At 59.1% G+C, this 21673-nt stretch carries 33 protein-coding genes; 1 reads left to right on the top strand and 32 read right to left on the bottom strand.

Translation table 11 applies throughout. The features are described from left to right. Position 1: 1 nt before the first annotated feature. Positions 2 to 1396 (bottom strand): MFS transporter, encoded by a 1395-nt coding sequence (locus P0Y43_RS11260; protein ID WP_275637339.1) that lies wholly within the window; start codon positions 1394 to 1396, stop codon positions 2 to 4. A 129-nt stretch (positions 1397 to 1525) separates the two neighbouring features. Here P0Y43_RS11260 and uvrA point away from each other — a divergent pair, with 129 nt between their 5' ends. After that, a complete protein-coding gene (uvrA, locus tag P0Y43_RS11255) occupies positions 1526 to 4360 on the top strand; it encodes an excinuclease ABC subunit UvrA (protein ID WP_275637338.1) in 2835 nt (944 codons plus the stop codon). Between the two features lie 62 nt (positions 4361 to 4422). On the opposite strand, the gene bfr is transcribed toward uvrA, so the two are convergent. From bfr to tuf, 31 genes are all read right to left on the bottom strand, one after another. Next, positions 4423 to 4887: a bacterioferritin gene (gene bfr / locus P0Y43_RS11250; RefSeq protein WP_275637337.1), complete on the bottom strand. Its 465-nt coding sequence runs from the start codon at positions 4885 to 4887 to the stop codon at positions 4423 to 4425. 165 nt (positions 4888 to 5052) lie between these two features. Continuing rightward, the gene (locus tag P0Y43_RS11245) at positions 5053 to 6492 is read right to left on the bottom strand and encodes a catalase (RefSeq protein WP_275637336.1); all 1440 of its coding nucleotides are present in this window, start codon (positions 6490 to 6492) and stop codon (positions 5053 to 5055) included. 171 nt (positions 6493 to 6663) lie between these two features. Further along, on the bottom strand, positions 6664 to 7050 hold the full coding sequence (gene rplQ / locus P0Y43_RS11240; protein ID WP_003255451.1) for a 50S ribosomal protein L17: 387 nt from the start codon (positions 7048 to 7050) through the stop codon (positions 6664 to 6666). A gap of 42 nt (positions 7051 to 7092) precedes the next feature. Next, positions 7093 to 8094 (bottom strand): DNA-directed RNA polymerase subunit alpha, encoded by a 1002-nt coding sequence (locus tag P0Y43_RS11235; RefSeq protein WP_003255452.1) that lies wholly within the window; start codon positions 8092 to 8094, stop codon positions 7093 to 7095. A gap of 22 nt (positions 8095 to 8116) precedes the next feature. Continuing rightward, a complete protein-coding gene (rpsD, locus tag P0Y43_RS11230; protein ID WP_023382623.1) occupies positions 8117 to 8737 on the bottom strand; it encodes a 30S ribosomal protein S4 in 621 nt (206 codons plus the stop codon). A gap of 15 nt (positions 8738 to 8752) precedes the next feature. After that, positions 8753 to 9142 carry a 30S ribosomal protein S11 gene (rpsK, locus tag P0Y43_RS11225; protein WP_003255454.1) on the bottom strand — a complete coding sequence of 130 codons (390 nt, stop codon included), beginning with the start codon at positions 9140 to 9142 and terminating at the stop codon, positions 8753 to 8755. 18 nt (positions 9143 to 9160) lie between these two features. Then, positions 9161 to 9517: a 30S ribosomal protein S13 gene (gene rpsM, locus P0Y43_RS11220; RefSeq protein ID WP_003255457.1), complete on the bottom strand. Its 357-nt coding sequence runs from the start codon at positions 9515 to 9517 to the stop codon at positions 9161 to 9163. Between the two features lie 131 nt (positions 9518 to 9648). Continuing rightward, complete coding sequence (rpmJ, locus tag P0Y43_RS11215; protein WP_011531897.1) at positions 9649 to 9765, bottom strand: 50S ribosomal protein L36; 117 nt, start codon at positions 9763 to 9765, stop codon at positions 9649 to 9651. Positions 9766 to 9793: 28 nt separating this feature from the next. Beyond that, complete coding sequence (secY, locus tag P0Y43_RS11210; RefSeq protein WP_275637335.1) at positions 9794 to 11125, bottom strand: preprotein translocase subunit SecY; 1332 nt, start codon at positions 11123 to 11125, stop codon at positions 9794 to 9796. Continuing rightward, on the bottom strand, positions 11126 to 11560 hold the full coding sequence (gene rplO, locus P0Y43_RS11205; RefSeq protein ID WP_023382625.1) for a 50S ribosomal protein L15: 435 nt from the start codon (positions 11558 to 11560) through the stop codon (positions 11126 to 11128). 3 nt (positions 11561 to 11563) lie between these two features. Next, on the bottom strand, positions 11564 to 11740 hold the full coding sequence (gene rpmD / locus P0Y43_RS11200; protein ID WP_009397493.1) for a 50S ribosomal protein L30: 177 nt from the start codon (positions 11738 to 11740) through the stop codon (positions 11564 to 11566). A 2-nt stretch (positions 11741 to 11742) separates the two neighbouring features. Beyond that, complete coding sequence (gene rpsE / locus P0Y43_RS11195; RefSeq protein ID WP_003255465.1) at positions 11743 to 12243, bottom strand: 30S ribosomal protein S5; 501 nt, start codon at positions 12241 to 12243, stop codon at positions 11743 to 11745. A 3-nt stretch (positions 12244 to 12246) separates the two neighbouring features. Then, a complete protein-coding gene (gene rplR, locus P0Y43_RS11190; RefSeq protein ID WP_011531893.1) occupies positions 12247 to 12597 on the bottom strand; it encodes a 50S ribosomal protein L18 in 351 nt (116 codons plus the stop codon). A 10-nt stretch (positions 12598 to 12607) separates the two neighbouring features. Then, the gene (gene rplF, locus P0Y43_RS11185) at positions 12608 to 13141 is read right to left on the bottom strand and encodes a 50S ribosomal protein L6 (RefSeq protein ID WP_275637334.1); all 534 of its coding nucleotides are present in this window, start codon (positions 13139 to 13141) and stop codon (positions 12608 to 12610) included. A 12-nt stretch (positions 13142 to 13153) separates the two neighbouring features. Beyond that, positions 13154 to 13546, bottom strand: coding sequence for a 30S ribosomal protein S8 (gene rpsH / locus P0Y43_RS11180; RefSeq protein ID WP_084857318.1), 393 nt, complete (start codon positions 13544 to 13546; stop codon positions 13154 to 13156). Between the two features lie 209 nt (positions 13547 to 13755). Continuing rightward, a complete protein-coding gene (gene rpsN / locus P0Y43_RS11175) occupies positions 13756 to 14061 on the bottom strand; it encodes a 30S ribosomal protein S14 (RefSeq protein ID WP_013970638.1) in 306 nt (101 codons plus the stop codon). Between the two features lie 13 nt (positions 14062 to 14074). Further along, complete coding sequence (gene rplE / locus P0Y43_RS11170) at positions 14075 to 14614, bottom strand: 50S ribosomal protein L5 (protein ID WP_275637333.1); 540 nt, start codon at positions 14612 to 14614, stop codon at positions 14075 to 14077. Between the two features lie 20 nt (positions 14615 to 14634). Beyond that, positions 14635 to 14949, bottom strand: coding sequence for a 50S ribosomal protein L24 (rplX, locus tag P0Y43_RS11165; RefSeq protein WP_023382629.1), 315 nt, complete (start codon positions 14947 to 14949; stop codon positions 14635 to 14637). 11 nt (positions 14950 to 14960) lie between these two features. Further along, positions 14961 to 15329 carry a 50S ribosomal protein L14 gene (rplN, locus tag P0Y43_RS11160; protein WP_002555479.1) on the bottom strand — a complete coding sequence of 123 codons (369 nt, stop codon included), beginning with the start codon at positions 15327 to 15329 and terminating at the stop codon, positions 14961 to 14963. A gap of 23 nt (positions 15330 to 15352) precedes the next feature. Next, entirely contained in the window at positions 15353 to 15619 is a 267-nt protein-coding gene (gene rpsQ / locus P0Y43_RS11155) for a 30S ribosomal protein S17 (protein ID WP_008089812.1), read from the bottom strand. A gap of 2 nt (positions 15620 to 15621) precedes the next feature. Next, complete coding sequence (gene rpmC / locus P0Y43_RS11150; RefSeq protein ID WP_002555481.1) at positions 15622 to 15813, bottom strand: 50S ribosomal protein L29; 192 nt, start codon at positions 15811 to 15813, stop codon at positions 15622 to 15624. Beyond that, a complete protein-coding gene (rplP, locus tag P0Y43_RS11145) occupies positions 15813 to 16226 on the bottom strand; it encodes a 50S ribosomal protein L16 (RefSeq protein ID WP_009397508.1) in 414 nt (137 codons plus the stop codon). The genes rpmC and rplP overlap by 1 nt, the downstream gene beginning before the upstream one ends. Before the next feature lie 12 nt (positions 16227 to 16238). Next, positions 16239 to 16925, bottom strand: coding sequence for a 30S ribosomal protein S3 (rpsC, locus tag P0Y43_RS11140; RefSeq protein ID WP_003255481.1), 687 nt, complete (start codon positions 16923 to 16925; stop codon positions 16239 to 16241). 13 nt (positions 16926 to 16938) lie between these two features. Next, positions 16939 to 17271: a 50S ribosomal protein L22 gene (gene rplV / locus P0Y43_RS11135; protein ID WP_003103908.1), complete on the bottom strand. Its 333-nt coding sequence runs from the start codon at positions 17269 to 17271 to the stop codon at positions 16939 to 16941. An 11-nt stretch (positions 17272 to 17282) separates the two neighbouring features. Continuing rightward, positions 17283 to 17558, bottom strand: coding sequence for a 30S ribosomal protein S19 (rpsS, locus tag P0Y43_RS11130; RefSeq protein WP_010486981.1), 276 nt, complete (start codon positions 17556 to 17558; stop codon positions 17283 to 17285). A gap of 16 nt (positions 17559 to 17574) precedes the next feature. Continuing rightward, complete coding sequence (gene rplB / locus P0Y43_RS11125; RefSeq protein ID WP_275637332.1) at positions 17575 to 18399, bottom strand: 50S ribosomal protein L2; 825 nt, start codon at positions 18397 to 18399, stop codon at positions 17575 to 17577. A gap of 14 nt (positions 18400 to 18413) precedes the next feature. Then, positions 18414 to 18713, bottom strand: a complete 300-nt coding sequence (gene rplW / locus P0Y43_RS11120) for a 50S ribosomal protein L23 (RefSeq protein ID WP_003255484.1) — start codon at positions 18711 to 18713, stop codon at positions 18414 to 18416. After that, the gene (gene rplD / locus P0Y43_RS11115; RefSeq protein ID WP_008089819.1) at positions 18710 to 19312 is read right to left on the bottom strand and encodes a 50S ribosomal protein L4; all 603 of its coding nucleotides are present in this window, start codon (positions 19310 to 19312) and stop codon (positions 18710 to 18712) included. Before rplD ends, rplW begins: the two co-directional genes overlap by 4 nt. Positions 19313 to 19324: 12 nt before the next feature. After that, complete coding sequence (gene rplC / locus P0Y43_RS11110; RefSeq protein WP_054893562.1) at positions 19325 to 19960, bottom strand: 50S ribosomal protein L3; 636 nt, start codon at positions 19958 to 19960, stop codon at positions 19325 to 19327. An 81-nt stretch (positions 19961 to 20041) separates the two neighbouring features. Next, positions 20042 to 20353, bottom strand: a complete 312-nt coding sequence (rpsJ, locus tag P0Y43_RS11105) for a 30S ribosomal protein S10 (RefSeq protein ID WP_003186070.1) — start codon at positions 20351 to 20353, stop codon at positions 20042 to 20044. Between the two features lie 141 nt (positions 20354 to 20494). Further along, positions 20495 to 21673: elongation factor Tu (gene tuf / locus P0Y43_RS11100; RefSeq protein WP_275637331.1), on the bottom strand; the 1179-nt coding region annotated here is incomplete at its 5' end.

Here is a 21673-nt window from a genome sequence, read left to right as displayed (position 1 = left end):
CCTAGGCTTCGCACGCCGCTGAGGCTGGGTTCACCAGACGCTCCAGGGTCGCACGGTCCAAAATTTTCGTATCCAGTTTGATATAGATGGCGGCTTCTTCCGCCACCACCACGGCGTCGGTCACACCCGGCACAGCCATCAGGCGCTCGGTCAGCCCGGCTTCCCGGACCGCCTCCGGCGTCAGCGGCATGCGCAGGCTGGTCACGTACGGCGGTTCGTTCATGCCCAGGGCAGACACCAGCCAGATCGCACACAGCACCGCACAACCGAGAAACACCATGCCCAGGCCACCGTGCTGGAACAACCAGCCACCGATGATGCCTCCCAGCGCGGCACCGAGGAACTGGCTGGTGGAGTAGACCCCCATGGCCGTTCCCTTGCCGCCCGCAGGCGACACCTTGCTGACCAGCGAAGGCAAGGATGCCTCCAACAGGTTGAAGGCAGTAAAGAATATCACGGTGCCGGTCACCAGTCCGCGCAAGTTGTCAGCCCATTGCCAGAAGAACACCTCGGTCAGCAACAGAACACTGACCGCGCCCAGCAGGACGCGTTTCATCTTGCGCTTCTTTTCCCCGTAGATGATGAACGGGACCATTGCAAAAAATGAGACGAGCAGCGCGGTCAGGTACACCCACCAGTGTTCTTCCTTGGGCAACCCGCCACGCTCGACGAAGGCCAGCGGCAGTGCGACGAAGCTGGCCATGAGGATGGCATGGAGGATGAAGATGCCCACGTCCAGACGCAAAAGGTCCGGGTGGCGCAGGGTCGGGCCGAGGGCCTGGCGCGCCACGCCCGATTCGCGGTGCTGCAGCGCGCTGTGGGCATTGGGTACGACGAAGGCGATCAGGCCGATGCCGACCAAGGCAAGTCCTGCGGTTGCGAGGAACAATCCTGACAAGCCAAAGGCGCGCGTCAACAAAGGTCCGATGACCATGGCCACGGCGAACGACAGGCCGATGCTCATGCCGATCATGGCCATGGCCTTGGTGCGGTGCTGTTCGCGGGTGAGGTCCGAGAGCAGCGCCATGACCGCCGCGGAAATCGCCCCGGCGCCCTGCAGGATGCGCCCGGCGATCACGCCCCAGATCGAGTCGGCCTGGGCCGCCAGCAGGCTGCCGAGGGCGAAGATCACCAGCCCCAGGTAGATCACTGGGCGCCGACCGATACGGTCGGAAATCACCCCGAACGGAATCTGCAACACCGCCTGGGTCAGGCCATAGGCGCCGATGGCCAGGCCAATCAACGCGGGCGTGGCACCGGCCAGGTCCATACCGTAGGTCGCCAGCACGGGCAGCACCATGAACATGCCCAGCATACGAAAGGCAAAGACCATGGCCAGGCCGCCTGCGGCGCGGGTTTCGCTGCCACTCATGCGCTCGTTGTGGGTGTCGTGCATGGATTAACCTCGTGTGAACCGGCGGCGATTCTATCAGTCCGAGGGCTGAACGGCATCTGCGCGACGCTTTGCCGCGTAGTGGCAGCGCGCCGTATACTTCTTTGTTTATGCCCGCCGAGCGAGGCCGCAGTGGACAAGATCCTGATCCGTGGGGCACGCACCCACAACCTGAAGAACATCGACCTGACCCTGCCTCGGGACAAACTGATCGTGATCACCGGTTTGTCCGGCTCCGGCAAGTCGTCCCTGGCATTCGACACGCTGTACGCCGAAGGTCAGCGCCGTTACGTGGAATCGCTGTCGGCCTACGCCCGGCAGTTCCTGTCGATGATGGAAAAACCTGACGTCGATACCATCGAGGGCCTGTCGCCGGCGATTTCCATCGAACAGAAGTCGACCTCGCACAACCCGCGTTCGACGGTCGGCACCATCACCGAGATCTACGACTACCTGCGCCTGCTCTACGCCCGGGTCGGCACGCCACGCTGCCCGGACCACGACATTCCGCTGGAAGCGCAAACGATCAGCCAGATGGTCGACCTGGTGCTCGAGCAACCCGAAGGCAGCAAGCTGATGCTGCTGGCACCCGTGGTGCGCGAACGCAAGGGCGAGCACCTGGCGGTGTTCGACGAGTTGCGTGCCCAGGGCTTCGTGCGGGCCCGGGTCAACGGCAAGCTGTACGAACTCGACGAGCTGCCCAAGCTCGACAAGCAGAAGAAGCACAGCATCGACGTGGTGGTGGACCGCTTCAAGGTACGCAACGACCTGCAGCAGCGCCTGGCCGAATCGTTCGAGACGGCGCTCAAGCTGGCAGACGGCATCGCCCTGGTGGCGCAGATGGACGACGACAGCGCCGAGGACATGATCTTCTCCGCACGCTTCGCCTGCCCGGTCTGCGGTCACGCCATCAGCGAGCTGGAGCCGAAGCTGTTCTCCTTCAACAACCCCGCCGGCGCCTGCCCGACCTGTGACGGCCTTGGGGTGAAGCAGTTCTTCGACACCAAGCGCCTGGTCAACAGCGAGCTGACCCTGGCCGAGGGCGCGATCCGCGGCTGGGACCGGCGCAACGTCTATTACTTCCAGATGCTCGGCTCGCTGGCCGCGCACTATGGCTTCAGCCTGGAGGAGCCGTTCGGCGAGCTGTCAGCCGAGCACCAGAAGGTCATCCTGCAGGGTAGCGGCAAGCAGAGCGTCGACTTCAAGTACCTCAACGACCGTGGCGACATCGTCAAGCGCTCGCACCCCTTCGAAGGCATCGTGCCGAACCTCGAGCGCCGCTACCGCGAGACCGAGTCGGCCACCGTGCGTGAGGAGCTCGCCAAGTTCCTCGGCACCCAGCCCTGCCCGGACTGCCGCGGCACCCGCCTGCGCCGCGAGGCCCGCCATGTGTGGGTGGGCGAGAAGACCCTGCCGGCAGTGACCAACCTGCCGATCGGCGACGCCAGTGAATACTTCGCCGGCCTGACACTGACCGGTCGGCGCGGCGAGATTGCGGCGAAGATCCTCAAGGAAATCTGCGAACGCCTGCAATTCCTGGTCAACGTCGGCCTCGATTACCTGACCCTGGACCGCAGCGCCGAAACCCTGTCCGGCGGCGAGGCCCAGCGCATTCGCCTGGCGAGCCAGATCGGCGCGGGCCTGGTCGGGGTCATGTACATCCTCGACGAGCCGTCGATAGGCCTGCACCAGCGCGACAACGATCGCCTGTTGGCCACCCTCAACCACCTGCGCGACCTGGGCAACACGGTGATCGTTGTGGAGCACGACGAGGACGCCATCCGCCTGGCCGACTACGTGGTCGACATCGGCCCGGGCGCTGGCGTGCACGGCGGCCAGATCGTCGCCGAGGGCTCGCCCGAGGAAGTCATGGCGCACCCGGATTCGCTCACCGGCAAGTACCTGTCCGGACGCAAGAAGATCGTCGTGCCGGCCAAGCGCACACCACGCAACAAGAAGCTTTCGCTCAAGCTCAAGGGCGCGCGCGGCAACAACCTGCAGAACGTCGACCTGGAAGTGCCGATCGGCCTGCTGACCTGCGTGACCGGGGTGTCCGGCTCGGGCAAGTCGACGCTGATCAACAACACCCTGTTCCCCCTGGCCGCCACCGCGCTGAATGGAGCCAGCAGCCTGGAGGCCGCGCCACATAGCAGCATGGACGGCCTGCAACACCTGGACAAGGTGGTCGACATCGACCAGAGCCCGATCGGTCGCACACCGCGTTCGAACCCGGCGACCTACACCGGTATCTTCACGCCGATCCGCGAGCTGTTCGCCGGTGTGCCAGAGTCGCGCTCGCGCGGCTATGGCCCGGGGCGCTTCTCGTTCAACGTCAAGGGCGGGCGCTGCGAGGCATGCCAGGGCGACGGCCTGATCAAGGTGGAAATGCACTTCCTGCCGGACATCTACGTGCCGTGCGATGTGTGCAAGAGCAAGCGCTACAACCGCGAGACCCTGGAGATCAAGTACAAGGGCAAGAACATCCACGAGGTGCTGGAAATGACCATCGAGGATGCCCGCGAGTTCTTCGACGCGGTGCCGGCGCTGGCGCGCAAGCTGCAGACACTGATGGACGTGGGCCTTTCGTACATCAAGCTGGGGCAATCGGCTACGACGCTGTCGGGCGGTGAGGCGCAGCGGGTCAAGCTTTCGCGTGAGTTGTCCAAGCGCGATACCGGCAAGACCTTGTACATCCTCGACGAACCGACCACAGGCTTGCACTTCGCCGACATCCAGCAACTGCTGGACGTGCTGCACCGCCTGCGTGACCATGGCAACACCGTAGTGGTGATCGAGCACAACCTGGACGTGATCAAGACCGCCGACTGGCTGGTGGACCTGGGGCCGGAAGGCGGCTCCAAGGGCGGCCAGATCATCGCCAGCGGTACGCCTGAGGAACTGGCGAAGATGAAGCAGTCCTATACCGGGCATTACCTCAAACCGTTGCTGGAACGCGACCGGGCCTGACGAAAAAGCCCCTGGCATGCAAATGCCAGGGGCTTTTCGGTTCGCCTGTAGTTGCGGGCGATCTACATCTGCGATTGCAGGTAATTCTGCAGCCCGATGGACTTGATCAGGCCCTGCTGCTTCTCCAGCCAGTAGGTGTGATCTTCCTCGGTATCGGCCAACTGCGCGCGCAAGATGTCGCGGCTGATGTAGTCCTTGTGCAGCTCGCACAGCTCGATGCCCTTGCACAGCGCGGCGCGCACCTTGTACTCCAGGCGCAGGTCGGCAGCGATCATGTCCGGCACGGTGGCGCCCACGTCCAGGTCGTCTGGGCGCATGCGCGGGGTGCCTTCGAGCATCAGGATGCGGCGCATGAGGGCATCGGCGTGTTGCGCCTCTTCTTCCATCTCGTGGTTGATACGCTCGTAGAGCTTGCTCAGGCCCCAGTCTTCGTACATCCGCGAGTGGATGAAGTATTGGTCGCGCGCCGCCAGTTCGCCCGTCAGCAACGTGTTGAGATAATCGATTACGTCCGGGTGACCTTGCATCGCCCTGCTACTCCCTGAATGAAACGTTGATAGGGAGATAGTGTGAACCATGATTTCGCCAAGGTCACTGAAAAGTGCGCAATTAGTTGGAAAATAATCGGCAAACGGTAGTGATATTCATTGAAAAACCGCCCAAATGAGGGCGGTTCTCCTTATCACTTCGACTTAGGCGAGATTCACGCCCAGCGCCTTGGCGATCCCTTCGCCGTAGGCGGGATCGGCTTTGAAGAAGTGCTGCAACTGGCGTTGCACCACATCCCCGCTGACACCCGCCATCGTAACGGCGATATTGCTGATCAGCAGGGCTTGCTGCTCAGGGCTCATCAGGCGGAACAGCGCACCGGCGTGGCTGTAGTAATCGTTGTCCTCACGGTGATCGTAGCGATCGGCCGCACCACTCAGGGCCAGCGCCGGCTCCGCATGCCGAGGTGATTGCTTGGGCGCATCGGCGTAGCTGTTCGGCTCGTAGTTCGGCGCACTGCCGTAGGCACCGAAGGCCATCGCGCCGTCACGCTGATAGCTGTGCACTGGGCTGCGGGGCGCATTGACCGGCAGGTGCTGGTGGTTGGTGCCCACACGGTAGCGGTGCGCGTCGGCGTAGGCGAACACGCGGCCCTGCAGCATGCGGTCAGGCGACAGGCCGACACCCGGGACCATGTTGCTCGGGCCGAAGGTGGCCTGCTCGACTTCGGCAAAGTAGTTGAGCGGGTTGCGGTTGAGTTCCAGCACGCCAACTTCGATCAGCGGGAACTCCTTCTGCGACCAGGTCTTGGTCACGTCGAACGGGTTTTCCACACGGTTGGCCGCCTGCTCCTCGCTCATCACCTGAATGCAGGCGGTCCAACGTGGGTAGTCACCACGCTCGATGGCCTCGAACAGGTCCCGCTGGGCATAGTCTGGATCGCTGCCGGCCAGGCGCGCGGCGTCGGCTGGCGACAGGTTCTTGATGCCTTGCTGGGTCTTGAAGTGCCACTTGACCCAAGTGCGCTCGCCCTTGGCGTTGATCAGACTATAGGTGTGGCTGCCGAAGCCGTGCATGTGACGGTAGCCGTCCGGGATGCCGCGGTCGGAGAACAGGATGGTGACCTGGTGCAGCGCCTCAGGCGAGTGCGACCAGAAGTCCCACATCATCTGGGCATTTTTCAGGTTGGTTTGCGGGTGGCGCTTCTGGGTGTGGATAAAGTCCGGGAACTTGAGCGGGTCACGGATGAAGAACACCGGCGTGTTGTTGCCGACGATGTCCCAGTTGCCTTCCTCGGTATAGAACTTCAAGGCGAAACCACGCGGGTCGCGCTCGGTATCGGCCGAACCACGTTCACCGCCAACGGTGGAGAAGCGCAGGAAGGTCTCGGTCTGCTTACCAACGGTCTCGAACAAGCGGGCGCTGGTGTATTGGGTGATATCGCGGGTGACGGTGAAGGTGCCATAAGCCCCCGAGCCCTTGGCGTGCACACGCCGCTCAGGAATGTTCTCGCGATTGAAGTGGGCGAGCTTCTCGACCAGATGGAAGTCGTCGAGCAGCAGCGGGCCGCGCGGGCCTGCCGACCGGGAATTCTGGTTGTCGGCTACAGGAGCACCGCTGGCAGTAGTAAGAATCTTGCTCATGAACTCTCCTTATCGGTCTTGAGTCGCCGGCTAATCGGCTTGAAGACAGTATCGAGGAGGCACATGACAAGATCTAATGCATTAAAAAACTCGCATCGATAGATAATTACAATTCATGCAGACACAAAAAACCGGGCACGAGGCCCGGTTTCTTGCAGCAGACTGGACGTCTTACTCGGCGGCTTCTACAGCACCACCGACCGGACGATCAACCAGCTCGACGTACGCCATAGGCGCGTTGTCGCCAGCGCGGAAACCGCACTTCAGGATACGCAGGTAGCCGCCCTGACGGGTGGCGTAGCGCTTGCCCAGGTCGTTGAACAGCTTGCCAACAGCGGATTTCGAACGGGTACGATCGAAAGCCAGACGACGGTTGGCGACGCTGTCTTCCTTGGCCAGGGTGATCAGCGGCTCGGCAACGCGGCGCAGTTCCTTGGCTTTCGGCAGGGTGGTTTTGATCAGCTCGTGCTCGATCAACGACACTGCCATGTTCTGGAACATAGCCTTGCGGTGAGAGCTGGTACGGCTCAGGTGACGTCCACTTTTACGATGACGCATGATTCATTCCTTACCAAACACTACGTTCGGTGATTACGACGATCAGGCAGTCGCCTTGTCGTCTTTCTTAAGGCTTGCAGGCGGCCAGTTGTCGAGGCGCATGCCGAGAGACAGACCACGGGAGGCCAGGACGTCCTTGATTTCGGTCAGGGACTTCTTGCCCAGGTTAGGAGTCTTCAACAGCTCTACTTCGGTACGCTGAATCAGGTCGCCGATGTAGTAGATGTTCTCCGCCTTGAGGCAGTTGGCCGAACGTACGGTCAGTTCCAGGTCGTCAACCGGGCGCAGCAGGATCGGATCGATCTCGTCTTCTTGCTCGACGACGACAGGCTCGCTGTCACCCTTGAGGTCGACGAACGCGGCCAGCTGCTGTTGCAGGATGGTCGCGGCGCGGCGAATGGCCTCTTCAGGATCCAGGGTGCCGTTGGTTTCCAGATCGATGACCAGCTTGTCCAGGTTGGTACGCTGTTCAACACGGGCGTTCTCGACCACGTAGGCGATACGACGCACCGGGCTGAACGAAGCGTCCAGCTGAAGACGGCCAATGCTGCGGCTTTCGTCCTCGTCGGTCTGACGGGAGTCGGCCGGCTCGTAACCACGACCACGAGCTACGGTGAGCTTCATGTTCAGGGCGCCGTTGGACGCCAGGTTCGCGATTACGTGATCGGGGTTGACGATCTCGACATCGTGATCCAGCTGAATATCGGCAGCGGTAACCACCCCCGAACCCTTTTTCGACAAGGTCAGCGTAACTTCGTCACGACCGTGCAGTTTGATAGCCAGGCCTTTCAGGTTCAACAGGATTTCAATGACGTCTTCCTGTACACCTTCGATCGCGGAGTACTCATGGAGTACGCCATCGATCTCGGCCTCGACTACTGCACAGCCAGGCATGGAGGACAACAGGATGCGGCGCAGCGCGTTGCCCAGGGTATGGCCGAAACCACGCTCGAGAGGCTCGAGAGTGATCTTGGCGCGGGTTGGACTGACTACCTGCACGTCAATGTGACGGGGAGTCAGGAACTCATTTACCGAAATCTGCATGGATGCACCTATTTTCTAGCCCTTACTTGGAGTAGAGCTCGACAATCAGGTTTTCGTTGATGTCGGCGGACAGGTCGCTGCGAGCAGGAACGTTCTTGAAAACGCCCGACTTCTTGGCAGCATCCACGTCAACCCACTCAACGCGGCCACGCTGGGCGCACAGTTCAAGGGCTTGAACAATGCGCAGCTGGTTCGACGACTTCTCGCGAACCGCGACCACGTCACCCGGACGAACTTGGTAGGATGGAATGTTTACAGTCTTGCCGTTGACGCTGATCGCTTTGTGCGAAACCAGCTGGCGGGACTCGGAACGGGTCGAACCGAAGCCCATACGGTAGACGACGTTATCCAGACGGCACTCGAGCAGTTGCAGCAGGTTCTCACCGGTAGCGCCTTTTTTCGAGGCTGCAGCCTGGTAGTAACCGCGGAACTGACGCTCCAGAACACCGTAGATACGACGGACTTTTTGCTTCTCGCGCAGCTGGGTACCGTAGTCGGACTGACGGCCACGGCGCTGGCCGTGGATACCTGGGGCTGCTTCGATGTTGCACTTCGATTCCAGAGCGCGAACGCCGCTCTTCAGGAACAGATCGGTGCCTTCACGACGAGACAGTTTGCATTTTGGACCAATGTAACGTGCCATTTATCTGTCTCCTGATTACACGCGACGCTTCTTCGGCGGACGGCACCCGTTATGCGGGATTGGCGTCACGTCGGTGATGCTGGCGATCTTGTAGCCGCAGCTGTTCAGTGCACGAACGGCGGACTCACGACCTGGACCTGGACCCTTGACGTTGACGTCGAGGTTCTTCAGACCGTATTCCAGCGCAGCTTGACCAGCACGCTCAGCAGCGATCTGTGCTGCGAACGGGGTGGATTTGCGCGAACCACGGAAACCCGAACCACCGGAGGTCGCCCAGGACAGTGCGTTGCCCTGACGGTCGGTGATGGTCACGATGGTGTTGTTGAAAGACGCATGGATGTGGGCGATGCCATCAACCACTGTCTTTTTGACTTTCTTACGAGGACGAGCAGCAGGTTTTGCCATGTCTATATTCCTGGGCGATTACTTGCGGATCGGCTTACGCGGGCCCTTACGGGTGCGTGCGTTGGTCTTGGTGCGCTGACCGCGAACCGGCAGACCTTTACGATGACGCAGGCCGCGGTAGCAACCCAGGTCCATCAAGCGCTTGATCTTCATGTTGATGTCACGGCGCAGGTCACCTTCAGTGGTGAACTTCGCGACTTCGCCACGCAGGGTTTCGATTTGCTCGTCGCTCAGATCCTTGATCTTAGCGGCTGGGTTGACACCAGCGTCTGCACAGATTTTCTGTGCAGTAGTGCGACCGACACCATAGATGTAGGTCAGCGAGATAACAGTATGCTTGTTATCTGGAATGTTGACGCCTGCAATACGGGCCATTCAGTGGGACTCCAATTGACAGCTACCTACGCCCCGGAAGCCAAGAAATAGGGCGCGAGATAATATCGCTGTAGAAACGAATAATCAACCCAGCAGCACACTAGCTGCTGGGTTTGAAGCGCAGATCACACTCAGCCTTGGCGCTGCTTGTGACGCGGTTCCGCGCTGCAGATCACGCGCACGATACCTTCGCGACGAATGATCTTGCAGTTGCGGCACAGCTTTTTCACCGATGCACGAACTTTCATTACCGACTCCTCGAACCTTAGGGGTCTATCAGCGCAGCAGACCGCTGCCACCGTAGCCTTTCAGGTTGGCTTTCTTCATCAGGGATTCGTACTGGTGCGAAACGAGGTGCGATTGTACTTGGGACATGAAGTCCATCACAACCACTACCACAATCAGCAACGAGGTCCCGCCAAGGTAGAACGGAACGTTTGCCGCCACCACCAGGAACTGGGGCAGAAGGCACACGGCCGTCATGTAAAGAGCACCGAACATGGTGAGACGAGTCAGAACGCCATCAATGTAGCGCGCCGACTGCTCACCAGGACGAATGCCCGGAATAAAGGCACCGGACTTCTTCAGGTTTTCCGCTACGTCTTTCGGGTTGAACATCAACGCTGTGTAGAAGAAGCAGAAGAAAACGATCCCTGCACTAAACAGCAGAATGTTCAACGGCTGACCAGGAGCGATCGACTGCGAGATGTCCTGCAGCCAGCCCATACCTTCGGACTGACCGAACCAGGCACCCAGCGAAGCCGGGAACAGCAGAATGCTGCTGGCGAAAATGGCTGGGATGACCCCTGCCATGTTCACCTTGAGCGGCAAGTGGCTGGTCTGCGCAGCGAAGACCTTGCGGCCCTGCTGACGCTTGGCGTAGTGAACGGCGATACGACGCTGACCACGCTCGATGAACACCACGAAGCCGATGATCGCTACTGCAAGCAAACCGATGGCGACCAGGGCGAAAATGTTGATATCGCCCGTGCGTGCAGACTCGAAAGACTGCCCGATTGCTCTCGGAAGACCGGCAACGATACCTGCGAAGATCAACATCGAGATACCGTTGCCCACACCGCGCTCGGTGATCTGCTCGCCCAGCCACATCATGAACATCGCGCCAGCCACGAAGGTGGAGACAGCGACGACATGGAAGCCCAGGCCCACAGAAAACGCCACGCCCTGGTTGGCCAGGCCAATGGACATGCCAATGGCTTGAACCAGCGCCAGGATAACGGTGCCGTAGCGGGTGTACTGGCTGATCTTGCGACGGCCAGCTTCACCTTCCTTCTTCAACTGCTCCAGCTGTGGGCTGACTGCGGTCATGAGCTGCATGATGATCGACGCCGAGATGTACGGCATGATCCCCAGTGCAAAAATGCTCATGCGCTCCAGCGCACCGCCGGAAAACATGTTGAACAAGCTAAGAATGGTCCCCTCATTCTGTCGAAACAGATCCGCCAGACGGTCCGGGTTGATGCCAGGCACCGGGATATGCGCGCCGATCCGATAGACGATGATCGCCAGGAACAGGAAGCGCAGACGAGCCCAGAGTTCCGACATCCCGCCCTTACCGAGCGAAGAGAGAGCACCTTGCTTAGCCATTTATTCCTCGAATTTGCCGCCAGCTGCTTCGATAGCCGCACGCGCACCCTTGGTGGCTGCGATACCCTTGATGGTGACTGCGCGAGTGACTTCGCCCGACAGCATGATTTTCACACGCTGAACGTTCTGGCCAATCACGTTGGCATCCTTCAGGGATTGCACGGAGACGACGTCGCCTTCCACTTTGGCCAGCTCGGACAGACGCACTTCGGCGCGGTCCATGGCTTTCAGGGAAACGAAGCCGAACTTCGGCAGGCGACGGTGCAGCGGCTGTTGACCGCCTTCGAAGCCCGGAGCGATGGAACCACCGGAACGGGAGGTTTGACCCTTGTGGCCGCGGCCACCGGTCTTGCCCAGGCCGCTACCGATACCACGACCCGGACGATGCTTCTCGCGACGGGAACCCGGCGCTGGACTCAGATCATTGAGTTTCATCGATTAACCCTCGACGCGCAGCATGTAGTAAGCCTTGTTGATCATCCCGCGATTCTCGGGAGTATCTTGGACTTCTACAGTGTGACCGATGCGACGCAGACCCAGGCCTTTAACGCACAGCTTGTGGTTAGGCAGGCGGCCGGCGGTGCTTTTGATCAGCGTTACTTTTACGGTTGCCATGATCAGAAGATCTCCTCAACGCTCTTGCCGCGCTTGGCAGCAATGGACTCAGGAGATTGCATGGCTTTCAGGCCCTTGAAGGTGGCGTAAACCACGTTCACTGGGTTGGTCGAACCGTAGCACTTGGCCAGGACGTTCTGAACACCAGCAACTTCCAGGACAGCACGCATGGCGCCGCCAGCGATGATACCGGTACCTTCCGAGGCAGGCTGCATGTAGACCTTCGAGGCGCCGTGGGCAGCCTTGGTGGCGTACTGCAGGGTGGTGCCCTTCAGGTCGACCTGGATCATGTTGCGACGAGCAGCTTCCATAGCCTTCTGGATGGCAGCAGGCACTTCACGCGACTTGCCACGGCCAAAACCAACGCGACCCTTGCCATCACCTACCACGGTCAACGCGGTGAAGGTGAAGATACGGCCGCCCTTAACGGTTTTGGCTACGCGGTTAACTTGAACCAGCTTCTCGATGTAGCCTTCGTCGCGCTTTTGATCGTTATTTGCCATAACTTAGAACTCCAGCCCGCCTTCACGAGCAGCATCAGCCAGCGCTTTGACGCGGCCATGGTACTTGAAGCCGGAACGGTCAAAGGCAACTTGAGATACACCGGCGGCTTTCGCGCGCTCAGCTACCAGCTTGCCAACCTTAGTGGCCGCGTCGATGTTGCCAGTGGCGCCATCACGCAGTTCTTTGTCCAAGGTCGAGGCACTTGCCAGAACCTTGCTGCCGTCGGCCGAGATGACCTGGGCATAGATGTGCTGCGAGGAGCGGAACACGCACAGACGCACGGCTTCGAGCTCGTGCATTTTCAGGCGTGCTTTGCGAGCGCGACGCAGTCGAGTAACTTTTTTGTCGGTCATTTGCTAGGCCCTACTTCTTCTTGGCTTCTTTACGACGGACTACTTCGTCCGCGTAACGCACACCCTTGCCCTTGTAAGGCTCTGGCGGACGGAAGTCGCGGATTTCAGCGGCCACCTGACCCACCAGCTGCTTGTCGATACCCTTGATCAGGATGTCGGTCTGGCTTGGGGTTTCAGCGGTGATACCGGCTGGCAGTTCGTAGTCCACTGGGTGAGAGAAGCCCAGGGCCAGGTTCAGGACGTTGCCCTTGGCCTGTGCCTTGTAACCAACACCGACCAGCTGGAGCTTGCGCTCGAAGCCTTGGCTTACGCCTTGGACCATGTTGTTCACCAGGGCGCGGGTGGTACCGGCCATGGCGCGAGCTTGCTGGTCACCGTTGCGAGCGACAAAGCGCAGCTCGCCAGACTCTTCGGTAACTTCAACAGACGAGTGAACGTTCAGTTCGAGAGTGCCTTTGGCACCTTTCACCGAAAGCTGCTGGCCGGCGAATTTGACTTCGACGCCGGATGGCAGCTTAACGGGGTTCTTAGCGACGCGAGACATGCCTATCTCCCCTTAGAACACAGTGCAGAGCACTTCGCCGCCGACACCGGCAGCGCGCGCAGCGCGGTCAGTCATCACACCTTTGTTGGTGGAGACGATAGACACGCCCAGGCCGCCACGTACTTTCGGCAGGTCTGCAACGGATTTGTACTGGCGCAGGCCTGGACGGCTGGAGCGCTTCAGTTCCTCGATGACCGGACGGCCTTCGAAGTACTTCAGTTCGATCGACAGGGAAGGTTTGGCTTCGCCACTGACCTGGTAGCCAGCGATGTAACCTTCGTCCTTCAGAACTTTGGCAACCGCGACCTTCAGGGTGGAGGAAGGCATGCTTACGACGGACTTTTCAGCCATCTGGGCATTACGGATGCGAGTTAGCATGTCCGCTAACGGGTCCTGCATACTCATGGGCTAGATGCTCCTGATACAAGAATTATTAGCCTTGCGGCTATCACAACCACCCAAACGCGCAGGGTAAAAAACCCGGGCTCAGGTGAGCCGGTCATTCTAGACACAAGACAGAAACGAAACAAGCCCCACGAGGGGGCTTGTTTCGTTGCGATGTCACCGGCGGTCGGAAGATCGCTCCCCTCCCGCCGGAATCACACCAACCGCGATTACCAGCTGGCTTTGACCAGACCTGGAACATCACCGCGCATTGCAGCTTGGCGCAGCATGTTACGGCCCAGGCCGAACTTACGGTATACACCGTGCGGACGACCGGTCAGACGGCAACGGTTGCGCAGGCGCGAGGCGCTGGCATCACGCGGCTGCTTCTGCAGGGCGACAACGGCAGCGAAACGCTCTTCAGGAGAGGCGTTCAGGTTGACGATGGTCGCTTTCAGCTCGGCACGCTTTTTGGCGTACTTGGCTACCGTGAGCTGACGCTTCAGCTCGCGGTTTTTCATGCTCTTCTTGGCCATTTTCCTACTCCAATCAGTTGCGGAACGGGAATTTGAAAGCACGCAGCAGAGCGCGGCCTTCTTCATCCGAACGAGCAGTGGTGGTCAGGGTGATGTCCAAACCGCGCAGAGCATCGATCTTGTCGTAATCGATTTCCGGGAAAATGATCTGCTCTTTCACGCCCATGCTGTAGTTGCCGCGACCATCGAAGGACTTGGCATTCAGGCCGCGGAAGTCGCGAACCCGAGGCAGGGAGATCGCCAGCAGGCGGTCCAGGAATTCGTACATCTTGTCGCGACGCAGGGTCACCTTGACACCGATCGGCCAGCCCTCACGGACTTTGAAGCCCGCGATGGATTTACGCGCGAAAGTCACGACCGGCTTTTGACCGGTGATCTTCTCGAGGTCGGCGACAGCGTGCTCGATGACTTTCTTGTCGCCGATCGCTTCGCCCAGGCCCATGTTCAGGGTGATCTTGGTTACGCGCGGAACTTCCATCACGTTCGCGAGCTTAAGCTCTTCCTTAAGCTTGGGAGCGATTTCGTTCCGGTAAATCTCTTTGAGTCGTGCCATTGTCTTCTACCTAGCAGTGTTCAAGCATCAACCGCTTTCTGGGTCGACTTGAAGACACGAATTTTCTTGCCGTCTTCGACTTTGAAGCCAACGCGGTCAGCCTTGTTGGTTTCGCTGTTGAAGATGGCAACGTTGGAAGCGTGCAGAGGCGCTTCTTTCTCGACGATACCGCCTTGGACGCCCGCCATCGGGTTAGGCTTGGTATGACGCTTGACCAGGTTGACACCGCCAACGACCAGACGGTCGTCAGCGAGCACCTTCAGCACCTTACCGCGCTTGCCCTTGTCTTTGCCGGCGATCACGATGATCTCGTCGTCACGACGAATCTTTTGCATGTCGGATCTCCTTACAGCACTTCAGGGGCGAGCGAGACGATCTTCATGAACTTCTCAGTACGAAGTTCACGGGTCACTGGCCCGAAGATGCGAGTACCGATCGGCTCTTGCTTGTTGTTCAGCAGAACAGCAGCGTTGCCGTCGAAACGAATGATGGAACCGTCAGCGCGACGTACACCGTGACGGGTACGGACGACAACAGCGGTCATCACCTGGCCTTTCTTGACCTTACCGCGCGGAATCGCTTCCTTGACGGTTACTTTGATGATGTCACCGATGCCGGCGTAACGGCGGTGGGAACCGCCGAGCACCTTGATGCACATGACGCGACGAGCGCCGCTGTTATCGGCCACATCGAGCATGGATTGAGTCTGAATCATAAAATTTCTCCGACCCCTAGCCCTTAGACTTCAACAGCGCGTTCGAGGACTTCAACCAGTGCCCAGGACTTGGTCTTGGCCAGCGGACGGGTTTCGCGAATGGAAACCTTGTCGCCGATCTTGCACTGGTTGGATTCGTCGTGCGCGTGCAGCTTAGTCGAACGCTTAACGTATTTACCGTAGATCGGGTGCTTGACGCGACGCTCGATCAGAACGGTGATGGTCTTGTCCATTTTGTCGCTGACGACACGGCCAGTCAGCGTACGGACGGTTTTTTCAGCTTCAGCCATGATCACTTACCTGCCTGCTGGTTGAGCACAGTTTTCACGCGAGCGATGTCACGCTTAACTTGCGAGAGCAGGTGCGACTGCCCCAACTGGCCAGTTGCTTTCTGCATACGCAGATTGAACTGGTCGCGCAGCAAGCCGAGCAGTTGCTCATTCAGTTGCTGTGCCGATTTTTCACGAAGTTCATTCGCTTTCATCACATCACCGTCCGCTTAACAAAGGAGGTGGCGAGAGGCAGCTTTGCAGCAGCCAGGGCGAAAGCTTCGCGCGCCAGCTCTTCAGAAACACCCTCGATCTCGTACAGGACTTTGCCTGGCTGGATCTGGGCAACCCAGTACTCCACGGAACCCTTACCTTTACCCATACGAACCTCGAGAGGCTTCTTGGTAACCGGCTTGTCCGGGAAGACGCGGATCCAGATCTTGCCGCCACGTTTAACGTGACGGGTCAGGGCACGACGTGCCGACTCGATCTGGCGGGCGGTGAGGCGACCGCGGGCGACAGCTTTCAGGGCGAACTCGCCGAAGCTGACCTTGCTACCGCGCAGGGCCAGACCACGGTTGTGGCCGGTCATCTGCTTGCGGAATTTTGTACGCTTTGGTTGCAACATTTGGCGTACCCCTTACTTAGCAGCTTTTTTACGAGGCGCTGGTGCTTGAGGCTTCAGTTCTTCCTGGCGGCCACCGATGACCTCGCCCTTGAAGATCCAAACCTTGACACCGATCACACCGTAGGTGGTGTGAGCTTCGTAGGTGTTGTAGTCGATATCGGCACGCAGGGTGTGCAGAGGCACACGACCTTCGCGATACCATTCGGTACGTGCGATCTCGGCACCGCCGAGACGACCGCTCACCTGGATCTTGATGCCCTTGGCACCAATACGCATGGCGTTCTGTACGGCGCGCTTCATGGCGCGACGGAACATTACGCGGCGCTCCAGCTGCTGGGCTACGCTCTGGGCAACCAGCATGGCGTCGAGTTCCGGCTTGCGGATCTCTTCGATGTTGATGTGCACAGGCACACCCATCTGCTTGGTCAGGTCCTGACGCAGCTTCTCGACATCCTCACCCTTCTTACCGATAACGATACCGGGACGAGCGGTGTGGATGGTGATGCGTGCAGTTTGAGCCGGACGATGAATATCGATACGGCTTACGGACGCGCTTTTTAGTTTGTCTTGGAGGTACTCACGCGTTTTCAGATCCTTCAACAGGTAATCTGCGTAAGTAGCACCGTCTGCGTACCAGACGGAGGTGTGCTCCTTGACGATTCCCAGGCGAATGCCAGTGGGATGTACTTTCTGACCCATCTGATCGACTCCGTTACTTGTCCGCAACCTTGACAGTGATATGGCAAGACCGCTTGACGATGCGATCAGCGCGGCCTTTGGCACGCGGCATGATGCGCTTCAGCGAACGCCCTTCGTTGACGAAAACGGTGCTGACCTTCAGGTCATCAACGTCTGCGCCTTCGTTGTGTTCGGCGTTGGCAACGGCCGACTCGAGGACTTTCTTCATGATTTCAGCGGCTTTTTTGCTGCTGAAGGCCAACAGGTTGAGCGCTTCGCCCACCTTCTTCCCGCGGATCTGGTCGGCGACCAAGCGGGCTTTCTGGGCGGAGATTCGAGCGCCCGACAACTTAGCGGCTACTTCCATTTCCTTACCCCTTAACGCTTGGCTTTCTTGTCAGCCACGTGCCCGCGATAGGTGCGGGTACCGGCGAACTCGCCCAGTTTGTGGCCGACCATGTCTTCGTTCACGAGAACGGGGACGTGTTGGCGACCGTTGTGTACCGCGATGGTCAGACCGACCATTTGTGGCAGGATCATCGAACGGCGCGACCAGGTTTTCACCGGCTTGCGATCGTTCTTCTCCACCGCCACTTCGATCTTCTTCAGAAGGTGAAGATCGATAAAAGGACCTTTTTTCAGAGAACGTGGCACTGTCGTATCCCTCTAGTTACTTGCGACGACGGACGATCATGTTGTCGGTACGCTTATTACCACGGGTCTTCGCACCCTTGGTCGGGAAGCCCCATGGCGATACCGGATGACGACCACCGGAGGTACGACCTTCACCACCACCATGCGGGTGGTCAACCGGGTTCATGGCAACGCCACGAACGGTTGGGCGAACGCCGCGCCAGCGTTTGGCACCTGCTTTACCCAGCGAACGCAGGCTGTGCTCGGAGTTCGAGACTTCGCCCAGGGTCGCACGGCACTCAGCCAGCACTTTACGCATCTCACCGGAGCGCAGACGCAGAGTCACGTAGGCACCTTCACGAGCGATCAGCTGAGCCGAAGCGCCAGCGGAACGAGCGATCTGAGCACCTTTACCCGGCTTCAGTTCGATGCCGTGAACGGTGCTACCTACTGGGATGTTGCGCAGCTGCAGGGAGTTACCGGCCTTGATTGGGGCCAGAGCACCTGCGATCAGCTGGTCGCCAGCACTCACGCCTTTAGGGGCGATGATGTAGCGACGCTCGCCGTCTGCGTAGCACAGCAGGGCGATGTGAGCAGTACGGTTCGGGTCATATTCGACGCGCTCGACAGTGGCTGGAATGCCATCTTTGTCGTTGCGACGGAAGTCGACCAGACGGTAGTGCTGCTTATGACCACCACCAATGTGACGAGTGGTAATGCGGCCATTGTTGTTACGACCACCAGACTTCGATTTCTTCTCGATCAGCGGTGCGTGAGGAGCGCCTTTGTGCAGCTCCTGGTTGACCACCTTGACCACGAAACGGCGGCCAGGGGAAGTCGGTTTGCATTTAACGATTGCCATGATGCACCCCTTCCTTACTCAGCACTGCTGCTGAAATCGAGATCTTGGCCTGGCTGAAGGGAGACGATCGCCTTCTTCCAGTCATTACGCTTGCCCAGACCACGTGCGGTACGCTTGGTTTTACCCAGGACGTTGACAGTCGACACGTTTTCAACTTTTACGTTGAACAGGCCTTCGACAGCTTTCTTGATTTCCAGCTTGGTTGCATCGGTAGCAACCTTGAATACGAACTGGCCTTTTTTCTCAGCCAGAACGGTAGCCTTCTCGGAAACGTGCGGGCCAAGGAGGACTTTGAATACGCGTTCCTGGTTCATCCCAGCAGCTCCTCGAATTTCTTCACGGCCGAGACAGTGATCAACACTTTCTCGTAGGCGATCAGGCTGACCGGGTCGGAACCTTGGACGTCACGTACATCGACGTGCGGCAGGTTGCGAGCAGCCAGGTACAGGTTCTGATCAACGGCGTCCGATACGATCAGGACGTCGTTCAGGCCCATGCCGTTCAGCTTGTTCAGCAGGTCTTTGGTTTTCGGGGCTTCTACAGCGAAGTCCTGAACCACGACCAGACGGTCGCTACGCACCAGCTCGGCGAGGATGGAGCGCAGGGCTGCGCGGTACATCTTCTTGTTGAGCTTCTGCGAGTGATCCTGAGGACGAGCTGCGAAGGTTACACCACCGCCACGCCAGATCGGACCACGGGTGGTACCGGCACGAGCACGGCCAGTACCCTTCTGACGCCATGGGCGCTTGCCGCCACCGGCTACGTCAGAACGGGTCTTCTGCTGCTTGGTGCCCTGACGGCCGCCGGCCATGTAGGCCACGACTGCTTGGTGTACCAGCGTCTCGTTGAATTCGCCACCGAAAGTCAGTTCGGAAACTTCGATCGCCTGAGCGTCATTTACATTGAGTTGCATGTCAGTTTCCCCTTAACCGCGAGCCTTGACAGCCGGACGCACAACCACGTCGCCGCCAGTAGCGCCTGGAACGGCACCCTTGATCAGCAGCAGGTTGCGTTCAGCGTCTACGCGTACTACTTCCAGGGACTGCACAGTCACGCGCTCAGCGCCCATGTGACCGGACATCTTCTTGCCCTTGAATACACGACCAGGAGTCTGGCACTGGCCGATGGAGCCAGGGACACGGTGCGATACGGAGTTACCGTGGGTGTTATCTTGGCCACGGAAGTTCCAACGCTTGATGGTACCGGCGAAGCCTTTACCTTTGGACTGACCGGTTACGTCTACCAGCTGGCCTGCAGTGAAGAGTTCAGCTTTGATCAGATCGCCAGCCTGGAAATCGCCTTCTTCAAGACGGAACTCCCAGACACCGCGACCAGCGGCAACGTTAGCCTTGGCGAAGTGACCTGCCTGAGCGGCAGTCACGCGCGAAGCACGACGCTCGCCGACAGTGACTTGCACTGCACGGTAGCCATCGGTTTCTTCAGTTTTGAACTGGGTGACACGATTCGGCTCGATCTCGATGACCGTGACCGGAATGGAGACACCTTCTTCGGTGAAAATGCGGGTCATACCGCACTTGCGACCGACTACACCAATAGTCATGTTGTAAACCTCATGAGTGTACGGGGCTTTCACCCGCTATGGCCGCCCATTTCAGAGCGTTACACGACTCAGACCGAAGTCTTAGCCGAGGCTGATCTGCACTTCCACACCTGCCGCAAGATCAAGCTTCATCAGCGCGTCAACGGTTTTATCCGTCGGCTGGACGATGTCCAGAACACGCTTATGAGTGCGAATCTCGTACTGGTCACGCGCGTCTTTGTTGACGTGCGGGGAGACCAGAACGGTGAAACGCTCTTTGCGGGTAGGCAGTGGAATTGGACCACGCACTTGTGCACCAGTACGTTTCGCGGTTTCCACGATTTCCTGGGTGGATTGGTCGATCAGGCGATGGTCAAAAGCCTTCAACCTGATACGGATTTGCTGATTTTGCATTGGATTTCAGACTCCAGGCTGTTCCCATCGGGCGCACTACGCCCGTTAAAAGGAGGCGTGATTCTATAGACGGCCCCATTTAGTGTCAACCCAATAAAAAAAGCCCCCGCTAAGCGGGGGCTTTTTCAACCGACCGAGTGATTACTCGATGATTTTGGCTACGACGCCGGCGCCGACGGTACGACCGCCTTCACGGATGGCGAAGCGCAGACCGTCTTCCATTGCGATGGTCTTGATCAGGGTGACAGTCATCTGAATGTTGTCACCTGGCATTACCATCTCAACGCCTTCCGGCAGTTCGCAGTTACCGGTCACGTCAGTGGTACGGAAGTAGAACTGAGGACGGTAGCCTTTGAAGAACGGAGTGTGACGACCGCCTTCTTCTTTCGACAGAACGTAGACTTCTGCGGTGAACTTGGTGTGCGGCTTGACCGAACCTGGCTTGACCAGAACCTGGCCACGCTCAACGTCGTCACGCTTGGTGCCACGCAGCAGGACGCCGCAGTTCTCGCCAGCACGACCTTCGTCCAGCAGCTTGCGGAACATCTCAACGCCGGTGCAGGTGGTGGTGGTGGTGTCACGCAGACCAACGATTTCCAGCGGATCCTGGACCTTGACGATACCGCGCTCGATACGGCCGGTAACAACGGTACCGCGACCCGAGATCGAGAACACGTCTTCGATCGGCATCAGGAACGGCTGGTCGATCGCACGAACTGGCTCAGGGATGTAGGCATCCAGAGTTTCTACCAGCTTCTTGACAGCGGTAGTGCCCATTTCGTTGTCGTCTTTGCCTTCCAGGGCCATACGCGCCGAACCAATGATGATCGGGGTGTCGTCGCCTGGGAAGTCGTAGGTGGACAGCAGGTCGCGAACTTCCATCTCGACCAGTTCCAGCAGCTCAGCGTCGTCTACCAGGTCAGCCTTGTTCAGGAAGACCACGATGTACGGAACGCCTACCTGACGGGACAGCAGGATGTGCTCACGGGTTTGCGGCATCGGACCGTCGGCGGCCGAGCAAACCAGGATCGCGCCGTCCATCTGGGCAGCACCGGTGATCATGTTCTTCACGTAGTCAGCGTGACCTGGGCAGTCGACGTGAGCGTAGTGACGAATGTTCGAGTTGTACTCGACGTGAGCGGTGTTGATGGTGATACCGCGCGCTTTTTCTTCCGGAGCCGAGTCGATCTTGTCGAACTCAACGACTGCCGAACCGAATACTTCGGAGCAGACGCGAGTCAGAGCTGCGGTCAGAGTGGTCTTACCGTGGTCAACGTGGCCGATGGTGCCGACGTTAACGTGGGGAAGGGAACGATCAAA

This window comes from Pseudomonas entomophila (assembly GCF_029193575.1).
In the GTDB taxonomy this organism is placed as follows: Bacteria; Pseudomonadota; Gammaproteobacteria; order Pseudomonadales; family Pseudomonadaceae; genus Aquipseudomonas; species Aquipseudomonas entomophila_G.
This window is presented reverse-complemented; position numbering and strand designations above follow the sequence as displayed.